This is a genomic window from Pseudalkalibacillus berkeleyi (assembly GCF_021608225.1).
GTDB lineage: Bacteria > Bacillota > Bacilli > Bacillales > Fictibacillaceae > Pseudalkalibacillus > Pseudalkalibacillus berkeleyi.
This window is the reverse complement of record NZ_JAKIJS010000006.1, coordinates 1-22,484: the sequence shown is the minus strand read 5'-3', so window position 1 is coordinate 22,484 and position 22,484 is coordinate 1. Positions and strand designations below refer to the sequence as shown.

At 39.1% G+C, this 22,484-nt stretch carries 25 protein-coding genes and 1 rRNA gene; 1 reads left to right on the top strand and 25 read right to left on the bottom strand.

The window, feature by feature from the left end; translation table 11 throughout:
• From glmU to metG, 13 genes are all read right to left on the bottom strand, one after another.
• A complete protein-coding gene (gene glmU / locus L2716_RS17880; protein WP_236339126.1) occupies positions 1–1,389 on the bottom strand; it encodes a bifunctional UDP-N-acetylglucosamine diphosphorylase/glucosamine-1-phosphate N-acetyltransferase GlmU in 1,389 nt (462 codons plus the stop codon).
• 478 nt (positions 1,390–1,867) lie between these two features.
• Complete coding sequence (gene spoVG, locus L2716_RS17875) at positions 1,868–2,158, bottom strand: septation regulator SpoVG (protein ID WP_236339119.1); 291 nt, start codon at positions 2,156–2,158, stop codon at positions 1,868–1,870.
• A gap of 225 nt (positions 2,159–2,383) precedes the next feature.
• Positions 2,384–2,761, bottom strand: coding sequence for a RidA family protein (locus L2716_RS17870; protein WP_236339087.1), 378 nt, complete (start codon positions 2,759–2,761; stop codon positions 2,384–2,386).
• Between the two features lie 6 nt (positions 2,762–2,767).
• A complete protein-coding gene (purR, locus tag L2716_RS17865; RefSeq protein WP_236339077.1) occupies positions 2,768–3,601 on the bottom strand; it encodes a pur operon repressor in 834 nt (277 codons plus the stop codon).
• Positions 3,602–3,669: 68 nt separating this feature from the next.
• Complete coding sequence (gene ispE, locus L2716_RS17860) at positions 3,670–4,530, bottom strand: 4-(cytidine 5'-diphospho)-2-C-methyl-D-erythritol kinase (protein ID WP_236339075.1); 861 nt, start codon at positions 4,528–4,530, stop codon at positions 3,670–3,672.
• A gap of 234 nt (positions 4,531–4,764) precedes the next feature.
• Positions 4,765–4,935 carry a small, acid-soluble spore protein, alpha/beta type gene (locus L2716_RS17855; RefSeq protein ID WP_236339066.1) on the bottom strand — a complete coding sequence of 57 codons (171 nt, stop codon included), beginning with the start codon at positions 4,933–4,935 and terminating at the stop codon, positions 4,765–4,767.
• A gap of 319 nt (positions 4,936–5,254) precedes the next feature.
• Complete coding sequence (gene veg / locus L2716_RS17850; protein ID WP_236339056.1) at positions 5,255–5,524, bottom strand: biofilm formation stimulator Veg; 270 nt, start codon at positions 5,522–5,524, stop codon at positions 5,255–5,257.
• A gap of 242 nt (positions 5,525–5,766) precedes the next feature.
• Positions 5,767–6,672 (bottom strand): sporulation peptidase YabG, encoded by a 906-nt coding sequence (yabG, locus tag L2716_RS17845; RefSeq protein ID WP_236339047.1) that lies wholly within the window; start codon positions 6,670–6,672, stop codon positions 5,767–5,769.
• 201 nt (positions 6,673–6,873) lie between these two features.
• A complete protein-coding gene (gene rsmA, locus L2716_RS17840; RefSeq protein ID WP_236339045.1) occupies positions 6,874–7,752 on the bottom strand; it encodes a 16S rRNA (adenine(1518)-N(6)/adenine(1519)-N(6))-dimethyltransferase RsmA in 879 nt (292 codons plus the stop codon).
• On the bottom strand, positions 7,749–8,309 hold the full coding sequence (gene rnmV / locus L2716_RS17835; RefSeq protein ID WP_236339043.1) for a ribonuclease M5: 561 nt from the start codon (positions 8,307–8,309) through the stop codon (positions 7,749–7,751). The genes rsmA and rnmV overlap by 4 nt, the downstream gene beginning before the upstream one ends.
• A gap of 219 nt (positions 8,310–8,528) precedes the next feature.
• A complete protein-coding gene (locus tag L2716_RS17830; RefSeq protein ID WP_236339041.1) occupies positions 8,529–9,725 on the bottom strand; it encodes a resuscitation-promoting factor in 1,197 nt (398 codons plus the stop codon).
• A gap of 207 nt (positions 9,726–9,932) precedes the next feature.
• A complete protein-coding gene (locus L2716_RS17825; protein WP_236339021.1) occupies positions 9,933–10,703 on the bottom strand; it encodes a TatD family hydrolase in 771 nt (256 codons plus the stop codon).
• 366 nt (positions 10,704–11,069) lie between these two features.
• Positions 11,070–13,043 (bottom strand): methionine--tRNA ligase, encoded by a 1,974-nt coding sequence (gene metG / locus L2716_RS17820; protein ID WP_236339019.1) that lies wholly within the window; start codon positions 13,041–13,043, stop codon positions 11,070–11,072.
• A 573-nt stretch (positions 13,044–13,616) separates the two neighbouring features.
• Between metG and abrB the strand changes: the two genes are divergently transcribed.
• Positions 13,617–13,901, top strand: coding sequence for a transition state genes transcriptional regulator AbrB (gene abrB / locus L2716_RS17815; RefSeq protein ID WP_236339017.1), 285 nt, complete (start codon positions 13,617–13,619; stop codon positions 13,899–13,901).
• Positions 13,902–13,952: 51 nt separating this feature from the next.
• Here abrB and rsmI read toward each other — a convergent pair whose 3' ends face one another.
• The 12 genes from rsmI to rrf form a co-directional block, all read right to left on the bottom strand.
• A complete protein-coding gene (gene rsmI / locus L2716_RS17810; protein WP_236339015.1) occupies positions 13,953–14,825 on the bottom strand; it encodes a 16S rRNA (cytidine(1402)-2'-O)-methyltransferase in 873 nt (290 codons plus the stop codon).
• Positions 14,791–15,090, bottom strand: a complete 300-nt coding sequence (locus L2716_RS17805; protein WP_236339005.1) for a GIY-YIG nuclease family protein — start codon at positions 15,088–15,090, stop codon at positions 14,791–14,793. Before L2716_RS17805 ends, rsmI begins: the two co-directional genes overlap by 35 nt.
• A complete protein-coding gene (locus L2716_RS17800; protein WP_236339003.1) occupies positions 15,080–15,817 on the bottom strand; it encodes a tRNA1(Val) (adenine(37)-N6)-methyltransferase in 738 nt (245 codons plus the stop codon). The genes L2716_RS17805 and L2716_RS17800 overlap by 11 nt, the downstream gene beginning before the upstream one ends.
• Positions 15,818–16,056: 239 nt before the next feature.
• Positions 16,057–16,413, bottom strand: coding sequence for a DNA replication initiation control protein YabA (gene yabA / locus L2716_RS17795; protein ID WP_236339001.1), 357 nt, complete (start codon positions 16,411–16,413; stop codon positions 16,057–16,059).
• Positions 16,414–16,425: 12 nt separating this feature from the next.
• Complete coding sequence (locus tag L2716_RS17790) at positions 16,426–17,250, bottom strand: PSP1 domain-containing protein (protein ID WP_236338999.1); 825 nt, start codon at positions 17,248–17,250, stop codon at positions 16,426–16,428.
• A 5-nt stretch (positions 17,251–17,255) separates the two neighbouring features.
• A complete protein-coding gene (gene holB / locus L2716_RS17785) occupies positions 17,256–18,242 on the bottom strand; it encodes a DNA polymerase III subunit delta' (RefSeq protein WP_236338997.1) in 987 nt (328 codons plus the stop codon).
• A 16-nt stretch (positions 18,243–18,258) separates the two neighbouring features.
• On the bottom strand, positions 18,259–18,699 hold the full coding sequence (locus L2716_RS17780; protein WP_236338989.1) for a YaaR family protein: 441 nt from the start codon (positions 18,697–18,699) through the stop codon (positions 18,259–18,261).
• A gap of 12 nt (positions 18,700–18,711) precedes the next feature.
• Positions 18,712–19,041 (bottom strand): cyclic-di-AMP receptor, encoded by a 330-nt coding sequence (locus tag L2716_RS17775; RefSeq protein ID WP_236338987.1) that lies wholly within the window; start codon positions 19,039–19,041, stop codon positions 18,712–18,714.
• Positions 19,042–19,137: 96 nt separating this feature from the next.
• Positions 19,138–19,770, bottom strand: a complete 633-nt coding sequence (gene tmk / locus L2716_RS17770; RefSeq protein ID WP_236338985.1) for a dTMP kinase — start codon at positions 19,768–19,770, stop codon at positions 19,138–19,140.
• Positions 19,763–21,217, bottom strand: a complete 1,455-nt coding sequence (locus L2716_RS17765) for an aminotransferase class I/II-fold pyridoxal phosphate-dependent enzyme (protein WP_236338975.1) — start codon at positions 21,215–21,217, stop codon at positions 19,763–19,765. The genes tmk and L2716_RS17765 overlap by 8 nt, the downstream gene beginning before the upstream one ends.
• A gap of 169 nt (positions 21,218–21,386) precedes the next feature.
• Positions 21,387–21,542, bottom strand: a complete 156-nt coding sequence (locus tag L2716_RS18465) for a sigma factor G inhibitor Gin (protein ID WP_408005356.1) — start codon at positions 21,540–21,542, stop codon at positions 21,387–21,389.
• Positions 21,543–22,395: 853 nt separating this feature from the next.
• A 5S ribosomal RNA gene (gene rrf / locus L2716_RS17760) occupies positions 22,396–22,484 on the bottom strand; the annotation flags it as partial.

Genomic DNA, 22,484 nt, shown 5'->3' with positions numbered 1-22,484 from the left:
TTACCCCCTGTGGTTGTTTTGCTTTTCTTGTATTTTAGAAACATAACCTTCTTTATTCGTCTGTCTCGCTCTTGCAATTGAAAGCGAATTCCCTGGAACATCGTCAGTTATCGTAGATCCTGCTGCTACGTATGCATTTTCTCCAACGTTAACAGGTGCTATCAAGTTAGAATTACAACCGATAAATGCACCGTCGCCTACTTTTGTCAGATGTTTGTTCTTACCGTCATAATTAACCGTAATTGAACCGCAACCAAGATTGACGTCTTTTCCAATCTCAGCATCTCCAATGTAACTTAGATGAGATGCCTTACTACCATCATCCAATTTAGATTTCTTAATCTCTACAAAATTTCCAATCTTTGTATCATTTCCCAATTCGGACTGAGGTCGAATATGTGCGAATGGGCCGATAGATACATTGTGCCCTACCTCGCTATCATGAACAACAGATTGTTTAACAACCGTTTCGTTCCCAATCTGACTGTCTTTAATTTCTGTATTCGGTCCAATGACCGCCTCTTCTCCGATTGTTGTATTCCCATGAATAAATGTTCCTGGGTAAACAACCGTGTCCGAGCCAATTTTCACATCTGATGTGATATAGGTCTGTTGTGGATCAATGATCGTTACACCATTTTTCATGTGATGTGTAAGGATTCGTTGCTTCATGTATTGCTCAGCTTGAGATAGAGCAACTCGGTCATTAACGCCTATCGTTTCTTCAAATGCAGGGGTTTGATAAGCTGCAACCGTCTCCTGTTGATCTTTCACGATTTCAATAACATCAGGTAGATAATACTCACCTTGAACATTATCATTTGTCACTTGTTTCAAAGCTTCGAATAACGTTCTATTGTCAAAACAATACGTACCAGTGTTGATTTCTTGGACAGCTTGCTCGTGAATGGATGCATCTTTATGCTCAACAATTTTAGATACAGTGCCATCTTCATTTCGAATGACTCTTCCGTAACCGAAAGGATCTTCAGCATGAGCTGTCAAAAGAGTTACTTTAGCGTTTTCCTTCTCGTGGTGTCTCAATAAAGCATCCATCGTCTCTGAAGAAATGAGCGGGGTGTCTCCACAAACGACTAGTGTCGTACCATCAAGATCTCCTAAAAGCCCTTCTGTTTGCATAACTGCGTGTCCGGTTCCAAGCTGCTCTTCCTGTAAGACGTAATCAACTTCTTCACCAAGTTGGTCCTTAACCTTTTCTGCTCCATGACCAATGACAGTTACAATTTGATCGACTTCTACTTTGTTGATTTGATCGACGACATGTTGAACCATTGGCTTCCCGCCTACAGGATGCAACACTTTATATAAACGAGATTTCATTCGGGTACCTTTTCCAGCTGCTAAGACAACTGCATAACGTTTCGACATATATATCCTCCAATACTCGTTGACCTTTATCCAATATGAATATATCTTATAATCCCGTATGATTCAAGGAAAGGCGCCATATATAGCTATTTTGTCGCTAGATTGAAACATTCTATGCAAGATGTGACAATTGACCCGCTTATTTTCGTTACATTTTCCTTAATGTCTTCAGGGGAGTTATAAATTTGGGCTGTTTTCCTAAACATTGTTGTTATAGATTGTTGAAATACTCTTCGCTTTCCACGGGCGACCATCAAGCCTCCTCGAGCACACTGGTACAGGATGTACTGGCGAAGATCATAATTTCGCTCTGCGGGGTCTCGATTTGGCCGCTGTTCCCGTAGGAGTCTCGTGTATTTCAACAACTCGTTTTGTGAACTTATCCTCAAGAGCAACAATCTTTTAAAATTAATCTATAATTTTAAAACACAATAAAAAGAACCTAATCATTTGATCAGGTTCTTAGTTGCGTAGATTATTAGGATGCACCCGCTTCTTCTAGGGCTGTCTCCAATTCCCCTACACGATGGTATTCGGTCAATACAGCTGTCTGAATCTTCTCACGAGTGTTTGAAGTTATTGGATGTGCGATGTCGCGGAATTCACCATCTGGCGTCCGTTTGCTTGGCATCGCTACAAACATACCATTGTTACCGTCAATCACACGAATGTCATGAACGACGAATTCATGATCGATGGTGATTGAAGCGATTGCCTTCATACGTCCATCTGTGTTCACTCTTCGAAGTCTTACGTCAGTTACTTCCATCTTGTAAAACACACCACCTTTTTTATAAATACCAGCGTACTACGTAGTTTCTACATACTAGTAACTTTTTCCTGCTCGGAAAATAAAAAATTATTTAAAAATTTAATCATTTTAACAATTCTATAAAAAGGGCTACAAAAAAGGGGGCTATTTGCTCTATATTAGATCCTTAAAAAAGCCAACCACAGAGTATCTTCTGTGGTTGGCTTTTGGCGTCTTTAACATTTATGGTTGTACGAGTGCAATCACTTCAATTTCAATCCGCACATCTTTAGGTAATTTTGATACTTCTACACAAGATCGTGCAGGTTTATGGCTCTCAAACTGGTTACTGTATATTTCATTAACAGCAGGAAAGTCGTCCATATCTTTTAAGAAAACCGTTGTCTTAACAACTGAATTCAATGAAGCATTCGCCTCAGCCAATACAGCCTTAAGATTGGCAAAGACTTGGTTCGTCTGCGTTTCAATGTCTTCACCGGCAAGTGTACCTTCTGGTGTAAGGGCAATTTGTCCGCTACTATAAAACATGTTGTTTACAACAACACCTTGAGAATAAGGACCTATCGCTTCAGGTGCGTTAGTTGTATGAATTTTCTTCATATCTGTTCACTCCCCATTCGATATTCGATCTAAATAATTTCCAGCTTCTACTTGAATTTTCTTATCTTTCGTATCTACAGCTGTCAATCGAGTCACTGAAATATAATCATCAACAAGTCTTTCTTGGACATCCTCAGACTCTACAAGAACTCCGATACCGGCTAAATTCGCTTCAAACTCTTGTAACAAATCCGTCATTCCTTTAATCGTTCCACCAGCCTTCATGAAATCATCTAGAATGAGAACATTAGAGCCAGATGCAAGACTCCTTTTTGCTAGGGCCATCGTTTGAATCCTTTTGGTGGACCCAGACACGTAATTAATACTCATTGTAGACCCTTCCGTCACACGACTATTACTACGAACAATGACAACTGGCACATTTAAATATGAAGCAACTGCATATGCTAATGGAATTCCTTTCGTCGCTACCGTCATGACAACGTCTATCGTTCGATCCGCGAACATAGAGGCAAACATACGACCAACCTTGTTGATGACTTTAGGATTCCCAATGATATCTGTCATATAAAGATAACCGCCTGGCAACACCCGTTCAGAAGAGCTTAATAAATGCTTTAACTCCTCGATGACCTCACTTGCTTCTTGTTCGGATACGCGTGGGATGTAACGTACGCCCCCAGCGGCACCAGGAACCGTCACAAGCCAACCGACACCTTGTCCCTCGAAATTTTCCTTTATGATTAACAAGTCTTCACTGATTGAAGACTTTGCAGAACCATACCGTTCACTGAAAAATGAAAGAGAAATGAGTTCATGTGGATGTTGGAGGAGATATCTAGTTAAATCCACGAGCCTACTGCTTCGCTTTAATTTCATGAGTTTTTCCTCCAGAACCGAATATTTTAAGGTTAATATATCACTTTTGTACGGGTTTATTCAACCTTCTATTCCGATTCTCCTAACATCCGGACCATATAAACTTCATTACAAAACCCTCGCAAGCCATTATAAATTCTTTGCGCACGTGTATCGTGAACCGTCAATCCGAAAACAGTTGGCCCGCTTCCACTCATTAGAACACCCTCAGCACCTAACCTCGTCATCTGCTTTTTAATATGAAGAACTTCAGGGTGATCTTTAAGTGTCACCGATTCTAAAACATTACCTAAAGTAGAACATATACGGTCATAGTCTTTGTCCTCAATAGCTTCTAGCATAGAATGGGTATCTGGATGCTCTACCTCTTTTATTTTCAATTTCCGGTATACATCTGCTGTCGAAACACCGATGGAAGGTTTAGCAAGAATCACCCAGCAAGGAGGCGGAGCTTGAATCGATTCGATCCTTTCTCCCCTACCTGTAGCTAACGCAGTACCTCCATAAACACAAAAGGATACATCTGAGCCAATTTTAGCGCCTAAGTCGGCTAGCTCATCAAGAGAAAGGCCTAGGTCCCATAATTGATTTAATCCTTTTAATGTCGCAGCTGCATCACTGCTTCCCCCTGCAAGACCAGCAGATACGGGTATTTGTTTATCAATAACAATATGAACCCCATTTGTCAGGTTAAATTCTTTTTTCAACAATTCCGCCGCTTGAAATGCAAGATTTCTGTTGTCAGAAGGGACATAACCTCCTGATGATTCAAGACTAATTTTATCCTCTTCTAACTCCGTCAATTCAACTCGATCAGCAAGATCAATTGTCGTCATCACCATTTTGACTTCGTGATACCCATCATCCCGCTTATGTAATACATCCAACGACAAGTTAATCTTCGCTGGTGCTTTAACAGATAGTTTCAATTTTTCCACCTACTTATTTCGTCCATTTACCGCAGATAAGTTTACCATAAATTTTTTCATATTTGCGGTCACGGTTCAATATATATGTTAAAACTTTCATGAAATCAAAAAAGGATGACCAAACTCGGTTTAATCAACACGGGCCTAACATTTCCTGCAACACTGTGTTGAGGGGGCTGTTTGGCAGCTGGAGGATTGTAAGCCAGTTGGGTCGATCCTTATATATCGCAGTAGCTATTCAGACATTTGTTGTTGTGCTTTTTCAATCGCACGTTTAACCATGTTACCGGCATCCCGAGAGCGTATTCCTCCCCAGCCTTCTTTCTGAACGGTATCATAGAAGCCTAATTCCTTAGCAATTTCTTCTTTAAAACGGTCGGACATGATGCCTTTACGTTTAGCCATAATTGCAAAAGCCCCTTTCAAATACTTAATGACTACTACTTATCTTTAGTATGGGTTGTTGAAAGGGAATTATGATTTCCTTATGTATCCTATATAACAAAAAATTGATGCATTAAACTCTTTCGAAATCCACTCACTTTCCGCGATTTCGAAAAGTGCAATCGCCTTGTTCAGGTGCGACAAGCCAACAATATACGCATTTTGTGTTTTTGGTGGAATCGAAGTGACCTCGAGCACGTAGGCGATGGAGCTAAACATCAAGATCATATGCGCAATTTTCGCCTTTAAAAAAGTAAAAAAGCAGTTAGACACTTATGCCCTACTGCCCACTTACCATCATTCCGCTCGTAGTATCTTCAGCAAATGTAATTTCAACCGTTTCAGTCAACACATCCGCATAGCTATATGATACACGCTCAAATGCATTTGTATCTTGATCCAGCTTTACAATAAAGACTGCTGGATACGTTTCTTCTAAGGTGCCGCTTCTTTCAATGGTTTTACGTCGTCCTCCGTTAGCTTTCAAAGTAAGCCGCTTACCAACTTGCCCTTCTAACACACGCTTTATATCAGGAATTGTTTTACCCATTCTACTACACCTCACTTAGACAAATTATAACATCATTTGATGCATTTTGTCAAAATAAATCTAAAATTATAGCAATGCTCCTCTGCACTTGTCAACGGTGTTGACTCTTTTTTTTAATATAAAATTATTTTGCCTAAAAATTGGGGGATTATGTAGACTTGTACAAAAAAGATTAAACAGGAATCGACAAAATTCGAATCAGGCTGGCTCAAAGCAAAGTTCACGCGAGACAGCCCGGTCTATTATACGTTCGTATTTGCGTTAGTGGATTGATTCGTGCTATTGTTTTCAGAATCTTTAAGCGGCATTCCCGTTCGTAGAAAACCTGTTGTTTCAACCCCACCTAATCCGTCATCACCCGTAATCGTATTTCTTAGAACCTCCCATACATTGATCCGGTCATAAAAAGAGGAGAAACTTACTTTAGATACGATATAGACTGGGTCGAGCGCATGAATATTGACTCTCGAGGGGGAACTCGCAAAGTTCGCACCTGCTCTAATTAATGATTCAAAATGAGATTGACATGCTCCAGCAAAAATCATCAATTGATCAAGGTTTGGATTCTTCTTTCTTGCATCTTTTACAGTCCGAACAAAGTATTTAGAGTGCCGATAGGCTTGAAGGTCCGTTTTCTCTCCTTTGGAGCGAATATACGCATCATGACCAGTTATGACCAATATATCAGGAGCTACCTCTTCAAGTAACGCCGGAACCTTCTCAGGCATTTCAGTCTCTTTCATATGGATTCCGAATACGGGTACATTTAATTTCTTATATAATTCCAAGCACTTGTTCAAATAATACGGATCCCCATCAACATGTAATACCTTTCCAGGCAATCTGAAGTAAGATTGATCCTTGTCATAACCTCCAGTTGCGGAGTACTCCATCTTATGCCTAAGCAATTGATAATCCTGACGAAATAAACGATAGGAAGACTTCTCTTTCTCTTTAATCTTCTTTCTTCTCTCCTGTTGCTCATCTCCACTCATGACAACTAGATCATCTATAGGGGCATCAGCAATAAGTCTCATATCTTCTCCAGCAAGCTCTGCTATTTGATCTTCCGATATATTCGTGATGCGAAATAATAAATCGCATTGGTATGAGCTTCTTCCAACGATATCTCCGACTTGGATAGACATATCCTCATTTCCCCCTCGACGAGAGTGATCCGTATAATTCTTTTCTTCTATTCATTCTTAGCCTAATACACAACCACCCAATTCATTCTCTACTCTTTATACCTATGTACCAACATTGAAAATAATGATAAGAATACAAAAACCCTTATCTACGTGAGAGGTTAACTTCTCAAGTGATAAGGGTTTGTTTCGTTAAACATATTACTTTCGTTTCAAAGCAAGTAAAGCATTTGACAGATGTGCAAATTCTTCAATAGAGAGTGCTTCTCCACGACGCTTTCCATCTATACCAACACTTTGTAATGCCTCTTCTATTTCTGGCTTCTGTTCTTTAGTGAACAAATTGTTTTGTAGATTATTCAATAATGTCTTTCGCCTTTGTCCAAAGCTAGCCCTAACAAGTTCAAAGAAAAATGCTTCATCGTCTACATCCACTGGTGGCTTTTCTCTTAAAGTTAATGAAATTACTGAAGAGTCAACGTTAGGTTGAGGTACAAATACGGTTTTCGGGACTTTTACTTCCGATTTCGTTACTGCATAATATTGAACAGCAATCGATAAGGATCCGTAGCTTTTCGTACCTGGCTCTGCAGCTAAACGGTCGGCAACCTCTTTTTGAATCATGACAACAATACCACGTATTGGCAATCGTTCGGTTAACAATTTTAAAATAATGGGTGTCGTTACATAATAGGGTAAGTTCGCGACTACCATTAAATCCTCTACATCTTTAAATTCATGTTCAATGACTTCATGTAGGTTCGCTTCAAGCACATCTTGATGGATAACCTTTACGTGAGGATAGTCTAACAACGTATCTTTTAAAATGGGTATTAACCTTTGATCTATTTCAAATGCAGTGACCTTCTTTGCACTTTTGGCAAGCTGCTCTGTTAACGAACCTATGCCAGGGCCAATCTCTATGACACCTGTTTCAGATGTGACACCTGCCGTGCTGACGATTTTATCTAATATATTACGATCAATTAAGAAGTTTTGACCCAAACTCTTCTTGAAAGTGAATTTATGTTTATCGATAATTGACCTTGTATATTGAGGGGTTGAGATATCTTTTCTCATGACTCCTCCTCCTTTAATACTCGTTGAAGCGCACTTCGAAATTCATCTCGACTAATTCGAAACATCTTCAACCTTTTATGTAGCTGTTTCCCATTACTATAACCTAATTTCAAATATAATCCGAGTTTTTCACGACGTGCTTTAGCATCACTTCCACCGACTAAACCTGCATTGACAAGATCTTGCCAGCTGATTAGTTCAGTTTCTTCGTCGGTTGCGTCTTTCCGTGCACTTTGGAGGGCATTCTGAATAGACTCATCGGATGCGTGTTCAATACCTAGCCCTTTGTTGTTCAAAGCAATCGCTTCTAACTTTGGAAGGAATGCATGCTTACAACCAGGGACACTTTCCCGAATAATCCGACGGATCCGCTCACCAGGATAATCTGGATCTGTAAAGACAATTACCCCTCGTCGTTCTTGAGCAAGTCGAATACGTTCAATTGTTGAAGCGCTAATCTCAGATCCGTTTGTTTCAATTGTGTCTGCATCCAACGCTCTTTTTACAGCAATTGTATCGCTTTTACCTTCAACAACGATTATTTCTTTTATTTTCATGAAAAACCTCCGGAAATTTTGAAACCTTTTTGTAAAAAAACCGTCTAAATTAGTAGTACCACCATTAAAACAGTATACCCTATCCTATTCTTTAAGATAAAGCGTTGTTTTAATAGGGTTTATTAAATTTTATTGTTGCTTCTTACAAAAATAAAAGTACAGGGTTTTACCCCTGCACTCACATTTAGTATAAAAATATCAGATAACATCTAATGGAAATCAATTAATAATCTTAATTCGAACAGTCTTTCTACCCCAACTCCTAGCAGCTGATTTACTGCTGAAAAATACATCAATCTTATTACCGTTAATAGCGCCACCTGTATCTAAGGCTGTCGCATAACCGTAACCTTCAACCCAAACCTTACTTCCTAATGGGATGACACTTGGATCGACCGCAATGACTTTTGCGTTAGGGTTTGCCTTTAAGTTATATCCTGTAGTCGTAACGCCTGAACATCCAGTGCAAAATGCAGTATAAGCGGTACTTGATACATAAAATTCTCTTCCTGCAGGCTCAGATGATTTCTTACGTGATACAGTTTTTGTATTTACTCTTGTTCCGACAGCTACAATCTTATCCTTACTATCTGAAACTTTTTCAGTCTTAACAAGTTCTCTAGAGACTTCCTTACCGTTCTCCATCACAACTTCATAATGCTTTTTCACTTTACCTTCTTGGCCATTAGAAACGACTTTTTCTTTGCCTTTATCGAGGCTGCTGTCTTTTCGTTTAACGACAGCATAGTCGACTTTCTCTTCCACTACATCGGTGACCTTTTCTACGCGAATGACTTTGACCTGTGAGCCCTTCTTAACAAGAGCGTCTTTACCAGGTTCTACGCGATCCATTTCAGACAACTGGATCTTATTTTGTTTTAAAAGGTCAGCGACCGTAATCGAAGTAGCCCAAACTTTCTTTTCCTTCCCTCCATCGTTCAATTGAACTTGGAAGGCTTTATCAAGCTTAACCTCTAATCCATCACTAATATCTGTTTCAAGCTTAGGTGTTACTTGATCATGTTTACCGACTTCAATTTGCTCTTGGTCCAATAACTCGTTAACCGTACTAGCTGTAGTCCATACTTTCTTTTCTTCTTTTCCAATTTTAACAGTTACTTGATGCGCTTGCGTCCAAGTGACCTTCATTTGATTCTTCACTTTTGTATCTAAGCCAGGATCCACTTTGTCATGCGACCCTATATCAATGCCATTTTCTTTAAAGATCCCCTTAACGGTTTCGGCATGAGTTTCCACCTGCTTCTCCTTACCATTAATCGAAAGCGTCACCGAATTCTTGGTCATTTCATATGCCCCAACACTTACAGCTGCTCCAAATACGATAAGGCCTGCAATGGATACCAGAAGCCACTTTCCTGAGAACATTCTGGTCATGACAGTTTTTAGGTGAGTCATGTTCCGACCCCTCCTTTTGCTTTTTTCAGTTTCTTAACACCTGTTGCCCGAATCGAGCAAGGTCTCCTTTCACATTTGGTCCCCATTATGCAAGGAGATTTTCCAAAAAGAAAGGAAATTCGCTCGACATTTTCTCTGTACTTTTTATTCGAAATTTGTAGAATCTCGCTTTGTTTTGTTTCTATCTTCTTTCTTCGACAGTAGTCTTCAGCGATTGATGCCGAATAACCGAAATGCGTTGTCGGAAGTTTTTTGTGCGAGTTCTTCTATTGAAATACCTTTTAGGTCTGCTATTTGTTCAGCAATATATTTTACATAAGATGATTCATTCCGTTTCCCTCTAAGCGGATGAGGGCTCAAAAACGGACAATCAGTTTCTATTAATAGTCGATCCATTGGAATTTCAGTCGCAACCTCTTTTGGACGTTTCGCATTCTTAAATGTAACGGGTCCCCCAAAGGATATGTAGAAATTCATGTCCATACATCTCTTTGCAATTTCTAAGCTACCGCTGTAGCAATGCATAATCCCGCCAACTTCACTTGCATCTTCTTCTTCCAAAATGGTAACGACATCTTCCGTTGCATCACGATTGTGAATAACGATAGGAAGTTTAACTTTCTTAGCAAGACGAATTTGCTTTCTGAATACTTCCTTTTGAACATCATGTGGGGATTTGTCCCAATGATAATCTAGTCCCATTTCACCAAGTGCAACGACTTTTGGATGAGATGAAAGCTCCTCAAGCCAACCTAAATCTTCTTCAGTCATGTCAATTGCATCTACTGGATGCCACCCTACAGCTGCATATATAAATTCATATGTTTCAGCTAACTCTAGCGCACCTTTGATTGTTTTACGGTCGAAACCTACAACAACAATGTGTGAAACGCCTTCATCTAGCGCTCGTTGAATGACAATTTCTCGATCCTCATCAAACTGATCCGCATTCAAATGCGCGTGTGTATCAAATAACATAGTTACAAACACCTACTAAAACTTTTGTTTTCTGATTCAGATTTCCTACTCTCTGAAGCACTTTCCTAGTTTATCACATTTATTAAAGGAATTGCTAAGTCAGTACCTTGTCAATCAGGTTACAAATTGATTACAGACGAGAAAACCGTTGGTATGACTGGTCTGAAGACATTATCACAGGAGGGTAAGACAACGAGAAAAAGGTGTATTTTTACATTTTTATAGTTTTTTTACTCTTTAAGCGCCCGGTATTATATATTTAACAAGACAGAATAACCCATCTCATTTTCGGATATAAACTTTATTTATTATCCATAAAAAAAGGTCGACCCACTTACGTGGTATCGACCTTTGTGATGTAAATGTTTATTTTACGATAGATCCGTTAGGTAATGTTTGATCGATTGTAGCTAATTTAAGCTCACCGTCTTTGCTTCCAGCAAGGATCATGCCTTCTGAACGCTCACCTCGAAGTTTGACTGGTTTCAAGTTTGTAACACAGATCACCTTTAATCCGACTAAGTCATCCGGTTGGTAATGCTGCGCAATTCCAGAAACAACCTGTCTTTTCTCATCGCCAAGATCTAATTGAAGCTTTAAGAGCTTATCAGCCTTTTTCACTTTATCTGCTTCAATAATTTCTGCTACCTTCAATTCTACTTTAGAAAAATCATCAAATGTAATTTCGTTTGTTGTCTCTTCTGCTTGATCTTTTGTCGTTTCAGAGGACGTTTCCTCTTCAGTCGGTGCTGAACCTCTCATAGAAGATTTAATATACGTAATTTCATCTTCATTTTCTAATCTTGGGAATATCGGTTGTCCTTTTTTCACTCTTGTTCCACCCGGAATTTGTCCGAATACTTTCAGACTTGACCAGCTTGTCAGTTCCTCATTCTTCTCTATTCCTAGTTGCTCCCATATTTTCGTCGGAGCTTTGGTCATAAATGGCTGAACCATTACTGAAATATACCTTAATGATTCCGCTAAGTGAGACATTACAGATGCTAACTGCTCTCGTTGATCATCGTTCTTAGCAAGGATCCATGGCTGCGTTTCGTCAATATACTTATTTGTTCTACTGACAAGTTGCCAAATAGATGATAATGCTACTGAGAATTCCATATGATCCATTGCATTTTCTACTTTAGTTAATGTAGCGCTCACTAGATCCTCAAGTGAATCATCATATGATGTAATCATCCCTTGATGAGCAGGTATTTCACCATCGAAGTATTTGTTAATCATGGCTACTGTTCGATTCAGTAAATTACCTAAATCATTAGCAAGATCATGATTGACACGATCTACAAAGCTTTCAGGGGTAAATACACCGTCAGAACCAAACGGAACTTCACGCAGTAGGTAGTAACGAAGTGCATCAAGTCCATAACGATCAATTAGAGTGACGGGATCGACAACATTCCCCTTTGATTTGGACATTTTTCCATCCTTCATTAGCAACCAACCATGCGCAAAGACTTGCTTTGGTAAAGGCAGATCTAGCGCCATAAGTATGATTGGCCAATAAATCGTGTGGAAACGTGTAATCTCTTTTCCAACAAGATGCACATCAGCCGGCCAATACTTTTTGTATTTTTGATCATCAGATGATCCATAGCCGAGTGCCGTAATATAATTTGAAAGTGCATCAATCCACACATATATAACATGCTTCGGATTTGCTGGCACTTTTACACCCCAGTCAAAGGATGTTCTAGACACAGCTAAGTCTGCTAGTCCAGGTTTGATAAAATTATTTACCATTTCATTCTTTCTCATTTCAGGTAGGATGAAATGTGGGTTTTCTTCATAGAACTGTAGTAATCGATCTGAGTATTTACTCATCTTAAAGAAATAAGATTCTTCCTTTACCTTTTGAACAGGACGACCACAGTCAGGACACTTCCCATCTTCGAGCTGTAAATCAGTAAAGAAAGATTCACAAGGGGTACAGTACCATCCTTCATATTCATCTAAATAAATATCACCTTGGTCCATCAACCGTTGGAAAATCTTTTCGACAACATCTTTATGTCGATCCTCTGTCGTTCGAATAAAGTCATCATAAGAAATATCAAGCTTCTTCCATAGATCTTGTATGCTTTCGACAATACCATCTACGTATTTAATCGGGCTGACGCCATTCTCTTCTGCTTTATCTTGAATCTTCTTACCATGCTCATCTGTACCAGTTAAGTACATAACATCATAACCACGAAGCCTTTTATACCTTGCCATAGCATCTCCTGCTACGGTCGTGTATGCATGTCCGATATGAAGCTTTCCACTCGGATAATAGATTGGAGTTGAAATATAGAATGTTTTATTTTCCCCAGACATCTTGCTACCTCCTCGAATTTCCAAAAATTGTTTCACACCATTTAATTAGGGGTATTTTAAATGAAAAATCTAGTTAACGAAAGTATTTTTCCCGTTTCATTCTACCATTAATTGAATACTTTTTCTTTCACTAGACATAAAATGACACAGCGCTACGAAAAACAATATATGTAAATACCTACAGGATTACTGTACTTAAACAAAAATATACCCGATTTAAGAGAAATCTCTCAATAGCTAAATCACCCATTCGACATATCTTTTGTCGAAATATGTCGAAACTATGTCGTTGATTAATACTTTTAGATTATAAATACCGGCTGTATATTTAGTATATTTTTCCTGTTTGTTATTTCTAACTTTGGAAATGTCTTTCAATTCTATGTTTGCGGATTGCGTCAACTCAAGGGAAAGCTCTTGTTTACAAAAAATGCAAATACTTTCTTAAAAGAAAATGATTGACGCGTTTGGGAATCGCTGGTATTATGAGAGCATAATAGTTTTTGTCGAATAATGGCGATAAACATAGAATGAATTCAAAAAGATACGATAAAAGAGAGGAGATTTTACAGTATGAAATCTACAGGAATTGTACGTAAAGTTGATGAATTAGGACGAGTAGTTATTCCAATTGAGCTCCGCCGTACTCTTGGTATTGCAGAAAAAGATGCTCTAGAAATCTATGTTGACGATGATCGCATCGTACTTAAGAAATACAAGCCTAATATGACTTGCCAAGTAACAGGAGAGGTGTCTGATGACAATCTTTCTATCGGAGACGGCAAGATCATTCTTAGCCGCGAAGGTGCAGAATCAATCCTTAAAGAATTGAACGACTACGTTTCTAAGACAAAGTAAATAAAACGATAAAAGAGATGCTGACATTCGATTGTCAGCATCTCTTTTCATTTATTTCACATGATAGGTTTGATAGACTTCTCGCTTCGGCAGATTACGATCGAGAGCAACTTGCTTAATGGCTGCTTTATTCGACATCTCTTTTTCCTCTATATAATGCTCGATATGCTCTACAACTGAAAGTGATGCCCACCATAAATCTTCAGATTGATCGATTTCACCAGAGCCTTCAATAATTAAGCAAAACTCTCCTCTAATTTGTTCATCTTCACTCCATTGCTGCAAATCTTCCAATTTGCCTCGGATAATCTCCTCATATTTCTTCGTCAACTCTCTGTTTAACGAAGCCATCCGTTCATTTCCAAGTCCAGAAGACAAATCTTTCAGCGTTTCTTTTAATCGGTGAGGTGATTCATACAATATGATTGTATCTCTAATTTTCGCTAATAACTCAATTTCTGACCTTCTCGATTTCTTATCTCTAGGAAGGAATCCATAAAAATAAAAATGGTCCGTTGACAATCCTGATGCCACAAGTGCGGGAAGAGCTGCATTCGCTCCAGGAAGCGGAATAACTGGTATTTGTTCTTCAACACATTGTTTAACAAGCTCATATCCAGGGTCAGAAATCCCTGGCATTCCTGCATCACTCACGATTGCGATCGTTTGTCCATTCTTAAGTTTTTCGATTAATTTATCTCCGCTTTTCATTTTATTATGTTCATGATAGCTCACAAGATGTGTTGTGATTTCAAAGTGATTGCATAATTTCTTCGTTTGTCTCGTATCTTCGCATGCAATCAAGTCCGCTTCTTTCAAATATTGAATCGCTCTAAAGGTCATATCTTCGAGGTTACCGATAGGGGTTGGAATGATGTATAACTTACCATCACTGACAGCTTGATAGCTTGATTGGTTCCACATGGTCCATAGACTCCTTTGTATCAATGAGACGTTCCTTTTCTACTCTTTTCAATTGTTTAATTTGGTATTCCGCTTTCAAAGCATCCGATTTTGAAATGTGTTCTTCGATATATACAAGCCTAACAGGCGTTCTACCTCGAGTATATTTCGCACCTTTACCTTGTTGATGTGTCTGTAAACGCTTTTCAATATCATTTGTATACCCTGTATAGAGGCTTCCATCACAACATTCCAGTATATACACACAATGGGTTTTATCGTCCATACGCACGCAAAACCTCCTCCGTATACGTATTCGATTCATTGTATACGACGATTGGCGGGAGAAGTTTTAAGTCTGGCTTCCCATTTTTGGTCCCTTCAACGAGGATCATATTTGCCTCTTTGTTTTGTTTTGGATATACAAATTGAAGGCGCTTCGGTTCTAGTTGATATTTTCGCATAAGTGAAAGCAGATCCATCAACCGCTCAGGTCTATGAACAAACGCTGCTTTTCCCCCATTGCGGAGACTTTTAGCTGATATCCGCACAACATCATCCAATGAGCAATAAATTTCATGGCGTGCAATTGCATAATGCTCATTTTTATTATGATCTTTTGGATTTGTCGAATCAAAATAAGGCGGATTACATGTGACAACATCATATTCTGGTTTAGCCTCTTCTTCAAAGTCTAAAATGTTTTGATGCTCAATCTGTATTTGTTGTTGAAGGTTATTTAATCGCACACTGCGCTCTGCCATACTAAAAAGTCGTTCTTGTATTTCAATTCCTGAGATCGATCCATTCGTTCTTTTAGATAAGATTAATGGAATAGCTCCTGTACCCGTACATAAATCTAATAAATGACCTTTTCGAATAGGTACATATACAAAATTCGCAAGTAGGACGGCATCGAGTGAAAATGTAAATACAGAAGGACTCTGAATGATTTCTAACTCCCCTTGGATGATATAATCGATCCGTTCACCTTCAAAAAGTTCTACTGTCATAGTTGTTATACCCTTTCACATGAAATTCTATAAAGTAAGCTTGGCAAAAAGCCTAAGCACCCTGACTCGTACAGGATGTTCTGACTTCGACCACAAGACGTGGTGGTATTCACTGAAAGCCTGATGAGAAGGCTAATCGTCTACCACAACCCTCGGATGGTTACAAAAAAACCTTATCAAACTGTACATTTGATAAGGTCTAGGAATAAGAGAACATCTCCTTAGAAAGTGATGAACACTTACTTTTTGTTAAGAAACGAAAGGCAGAATAAACAATCGCCTTCTGTCCGTATGCTCCCATAATGAAGGTTGCAAATATGGAAGCCTTCTTGATACAACCGGGCGAGAGTGTCGAATCCTTCACCAATATCTGGTGCATTCTTGTTCCCATCCGATTCATTTAATGAAGACTTACCCTTGGCAGGCTGTTTTTCTCTTTCTAGGCGGCTTCTTAAATTTCGATTCTCCACCTCTAAATGGTGATTCTCTTCTAGAAGAGCAGCCAATTGGCTTTTTAAATCGCCTAATTGCTTATACAAACTTCCAATCTGCTCTTCCATTTCACTAACTCTTGAGAAGATCTCTTTCTTTTCCACGGCTTCACCCCGTTACTCTGTCACTTGTGAAACGGAGCCTTCCTTAATAAGCTCATCAAGGGTGTATTCAATCACACGTTCGCGTTCGTATAAATTTACTTGTACTAAACGCTCGAGAATGTTTAGACCAACGACTTTCCCGTTTCCATGTGCGGTGTGAATTTCTTCTCCTATGTCTGGAAGCTCCTTTTTTGCTGTTTCGTAATCATCATTTTCGTATTTCAAACAACACATTAATCGACCACATAACCCAGAAATTTTCGCTGGATTCAATGAAAGGTTTTGATCTTTCGCCATTTTGATTGAGACTGGTTCGAAATCTCCAAGGAATGTTGAACAACATAGTAAACGTCCACACGGTCCAATTCCACCAAGCATTTTCGCTTCATCTCTCACACCGATTTGGCGCAACTCAATCCGAGTACGGAATATGGAAGCTAAATCTTTAACTAACTCTCGGAAATCGACACGACCATCTGCTGTGAAATAGAAAATGACCTTGTTGCGATCAAATGTATATTCTACATCAACCAATTTCATGTCGAGATCATGTTCATCAATCTTCTTCACACATGTGTCAAATGCTTCCTTGGCTGCTTCTTTATTTTCCTGGACTGAGATTTGGTCCTTCGTATTCGCGATTCGTACAACCTTCTTTAATGGAAGCACTACATCGTTTTCATCTACCTGTTTATTAGCAAGGACCGTCTTGCCATATTCAATCCCTCTAGCCGTTTCGACAATGACAAATGTATTAATATCTATATCCAGATCTCCAGGATCAAAATAATATATTTTTCCCGCTTTCTTAAAGCGGACACCAATTACTTCATACACTAGGGTTATCCCTCCTGCAATCTAAGCACTAACTGCTCCATTAATAACTGAAGATTCATATTTGCGTTCAAACGTCGCTTTGCCTCAAGAACCTGCATCATTTGCTGCTGCACTCGACTCTGGGAGCTATGTAGAGCTTGGACGGATAATATATTTTGGCAATCGTTGAAAACAATTGATTGTTCTTCTTCAAGTTGGGTGAGAAATACATCCTTAAACCAGAGCAACAACAAATCTAATCCAATACCAACCTGTTGTTTCTCTTTAAAATGTGGATGCCAATATTCATTAAGAGCGAGAAGAACACGGTGAGGTCTCTCATGAAGCTCTTCTCCTAATTTTAACACGTTCTTTCGAGCTTGTACAAACCACTCATCGTTTAGAAGTTCTTCGGCCTCTTTTTGATCATTTGTTAACGCTACAGCCGTTTGTGCTAATTGTTTTGAATAGCCGGTTTCCTGTAGTGTGTAAGAGAGTTCACTTTGAGACTGTGGGGCAAATGTTAATATTTGACACCTTGAACGAATCGTATCGAGCATTTGATGAGGATTTTCAGTTAAAAGAAAAGCAATCGTCTTCTGACCTGGCTCCTCCAAAAACTTCAACAAGCTATTTGCAGCTTGAGTCGTCATCTTATCAGCATGCTCGATGATATACGCCTTGGATTTAGATTCTAATCCCAAATAGGAAAATTCTTTTTGTAGCTTACGAATTTGTTCAATTTTGATCGACTGCCCATCCGGTGCAACGACATGGACATCTGGGTGATTGCCTGAATCGATCCGCTTACAGTCAGAACAATCATCACATGGTTCACTCGCTTCTCTTGCACGGCAAAAATAGGCCTTCGTCAATTGAATGGCAACCTGCTTTTTTCCCGTTCCCTTATTCCCTTTGAATAAATAAGCATGTGCCAACCGTTCTTTTCTTATACTGTTTGTCAGCAACTTCACAATATAAGGTTGTTTATCCGATAGCGTATTCCAACTCATTTATATCGACTCTTTTCTACGTATACAAATTGACGAGTAATCCTTTAATTTCACCAATTCTTCCTAATATATCAATAGACTTTCCTTCACGGGAAACAAGTTGATCTGTCAGTGCAATCAATTCGTCATCTACCCGTTCAACGAGATGCATGGTCTCAAATTGACCATTCCCGTTCCAGTTATTAGACTTCTTCAAATTCATACCGAATTCCACGGTTTCCTTCATGAACCGTTTCACAAGACGTTTATATTCTCTAAGATCGCTTAATGTTTGGGATTTCAAAAGTCTATTCCCCTGTTGATCGATCTTATTTAATAAAGTGGATAAATGCTCACGTTGTAGTTTCTGTTGTTGTGCTTGAACGACTGATTCAAACTTCCCTGACTTTAGAGGGGTTTTCGTTCCGTCCTGAAGCCGCTGTTCAACAGTGGTCCTCACTTCTGGACCAATCTTCATATTCGTTGCCTCCTAAAATTGCATGAACTGCTCAATTGGCAGTACAAATACTGTAGCGCCACCAACCTCAACTTCTACCGGATAAGGTACATAAGAATCCGCGTTTCCACCCATTGGTGATACTGGGGCTACAAGTTGATCTCTGCTTTGACAGTTTTCTTTAATAATATCAAGAACACGTTGGACATGCTGATCCTCTGTTCCAATCATAAACGTTGTATTACCGGACCTGAGAAAACCGCCTGTACTTGCAAGTTTCGTGGCTCGAAAATTACTTTTCACGAGGGCCTCGGATAACCTATTACTATCTTTATCTTGAACTACCGCTACCACAAGTTTCATAAGCGAGAGCTCCTTTCAAGAATTTATGCGTGATCTCTTTATGATGTTCGGTGTCTTCTATTCTTATTATAACAGGTGCAAATAGCTCAATCTATTTTATATTTGGAAGTTTTCTTCTAATATACAAATAACATCCTGATAAACGGCTTCAATAGACTGTTCTGCATTAACCTTTACAATTCGTTCAGGAAACATGCTAATGACACGACGATAACCTTCTTGTACTTTCTTATGGAAATCAAGCTTCTCAAGGTCCAATCGATTTTTCTCACGATCCGTGTTATCGTCAATTCGACTTAGACCTACCTCTGGTGATAAATCAAAGTATATCGTTAAATCAGGCATACGGTCTTCTGTAGCAAATCGATTGATCGAATATACTTCATCAATACCAAGATCTCTTGCAAAGCCTTGATAGGCTAGACTACTATCAATGAACCGGTCACATAAAACATGTTTTCCATTTTGTAAGGCAGGAAAGACTTTTTCAGCAAGGTGCTGCCTACGAGCTGCAGCATATAGTAACGCTTCTGTCCGTCCGTCCATACTCGTGTTTTGTGGATGAAGGATGACCGAACGAATTTGCTCGGCAATATCAATGCCTCCAGGTTCACGGGTACATATAAAGGATACATCTCGTCGATTAAGCTCCTCCTCAACCCGTTTAATAATCGTTGTTTTCCCCGCACCCTCAGGGCCTTCAAATGTAATAAATAATGGTTTACTCATAAGATATTTCCTCCAAATTTCTACGTTCTATGATTACTGAAATGCCTTCGTTCAGTTGGTTACCTTGGAATCTCGCCTCGTATTCAACGAGAAATTGACAGTAGTCAATGTGTTCTTTCGTGATACGTTCTCCTTTTAAAATGACCGGAATCCCTGGAGGATAAGGAATGATCGTTTCAGCACTGATGTAATCCTTCGCATCCGATAATTTCATCTTAACTGTTTTTTGTTCATTTATTTCTTCTTCATTCAGCTCAAGCTGAGTAACACTAGGGAAGTTCATACCGTTTAGTTTAACCAGATCGTTCTCCCTAACTTTAAATGATTTTAATAAACTTTTCATTCGACTTACGATTTCATCAGTACTCTGCATAGGTCTCAAGGGGAGTATGAACAAAACATTATATGGATCAGCAAGTTCGGTATAAATCCCGACACTTTCAAACAGCTTTTGTAACGCATAACCTGATAGGTCTGTCCTCGATTGAATCGTAAGCTTTAAGGGATCAAGCCATTCATAACGACCTTGATTGCGGATCACTTTTATTTGAGGTATTGCTGATAACTGCTCTATGAACGCTTGTATGCTCTTTGTAATTTCAGGAATATCAGAAGGCTCTATGGCTTCAAGATAAGCTCGTGCGAAATCAAGTGACGCCATCAAAACATATGACGGGCTGCTGGATTGTAAAAGCTGTAGTTTCTCTTCTAACGTGCTTCTGTTAATCATCGAAGACTTCATATGCATATAAGAAGCCATCGTCATTGCAGGTAACGTCTTATGAGCAGATTGGACAACAACATCAGCTCCCATCGATAAAGAGGAAGGCGGAAAGGGTGACCCAATCCCAAAGTGTGCCCCATGAGCTTCATCTACGAGTACAGGGCATTTCTTTGTATGAATATAATCAATGATTTCGGTCAAATCTTGGGTCATGCCATAATAATTTGGGTTCGTTAGTAGAACGGCATCAAACGGACCATAAGCTTCAAAAGCAGATTGTATTTGTTCAAGAGAAACCCCAACGGAAACACCTGTCTCTTCATCGATCTCGGGCGTTAAAAAAATAGGATGTGCTTGTGCAAGCTTAATCCCATTCATTAGTGATTTATGAGCATTCCGTTGAACAAGTACCTTGGATCCTTTCTTACAAGTAGCTAAAATCATAGCTAAATTACCAACGGTTGTCCCGTTTATCAAAAAATAGCTGTAATCCGCCTTGTAAACTTCTGCAGCTTTTCTTTGAGCTTCTTTTATAATGCCAGAAGGATCATGTAAATCATCCAATCCTCGTAATTCAGTTACGTCAAGCGAAAGGAGGTTTTGCTTTATAGAATCATCCTTCCATAGCTCACCATACTTATGACCAGGCACATGGAAAGAATAATCCTGCTTTGCATAGTGTTCCTTAAGGCGATCTAGTAAAGGAGTATGTAAGCTTTTCATTATCCATCATTCCGATTCTTCTATTTACGTACTTTCCCCATTTTATCAAAAATTGACCCTTTTGACTTAGAATGTAGGGATTGGATGTATTTTTGATCATTTAGAAAGAATTAAAACACTGATGATTCGAAATTTAGACAAACAAAAAACAGGTGTATGCTCACCTGCTTTAACACGACACTCGATTAATTTTCCTTAGTTTCTCTATAAAATATTGATATTCAGCGTCATCCGTTTCCGTGACAACCATTCTCTGTTCACATTTGGTGCATAAAAAGTGTTGGAAAATATAAATCCCTTTATTGGATTTTTCCTCACAAACCATACACATGTCAATGGATTGTTTTGTAGTTTCCATTTCTCCCACCTCCATCACCATTGTTCCCAGAAACAATTATAAATATACAAACTCATTAAATATTTCGAAAAATAATCTACTAACGTAAATGTATGATAGAACAATAGAAATTGTGTATGTCTCCTTAAAAGTAAACGAAGAAGAATGACCTAACCTGAGAAAATACTCAGTTATGAACTGAAAACCACGACATTTTATAAATCCCTTCCTGGACCTAAAGCTCATTGGGTGCTCCGAATTTCGTTTGTGCTGGTACCAAGCACTCATACGCCCTCTTTGAGTGCTTCGTAGAACGATTTCCCTGCTACCGAACACTCATTGCACCTCTTTGGGTGCTTCGTAGAATGATTTTCTTGCTACCGAGCACTCATTCCACCTCTTTAGGTGCTTCGTAGAACGAATTCACTTCTACCGAGCACTCATTCCACCTCTTTAGGTGCTTCGTAGAACGATTTCCCTCCTACCGAGCACTCATTCCACCTCTTTAGGTGCTTCGTAGAACGATTTCCCTCCTACCGAGCACTCATTACGCAACCTATTTCATATATAGATGATTTTTGGTACAAAAATCTACCTTTATAAGAACGTTTCATTCTACTTCGCCCTTACTTGTGGAACTATTGCTCTTACTTGTGGAACTTGCGCTCTCACTCGTGGAACTTTCGGGATGGCTTGTGAAACTTTTGCGCCCACTTGGGGGATTTGGTAACTTCTTACTACATGGATCTTTCAAAACCTCAATTACTTTGTAGACTCGACTCCTTGCGGACTTCTTTAAACATACAAAAAAGAGCAGTCTCTCGACTACTTCTTTGAATTTGCCCGGCGACGTTCTACTCTCACAGGGGGAAGCCCCCAATTACCATTGACGCTGAAGAGCTTAACTTCCGTGTTCGGCATGGGAACGGG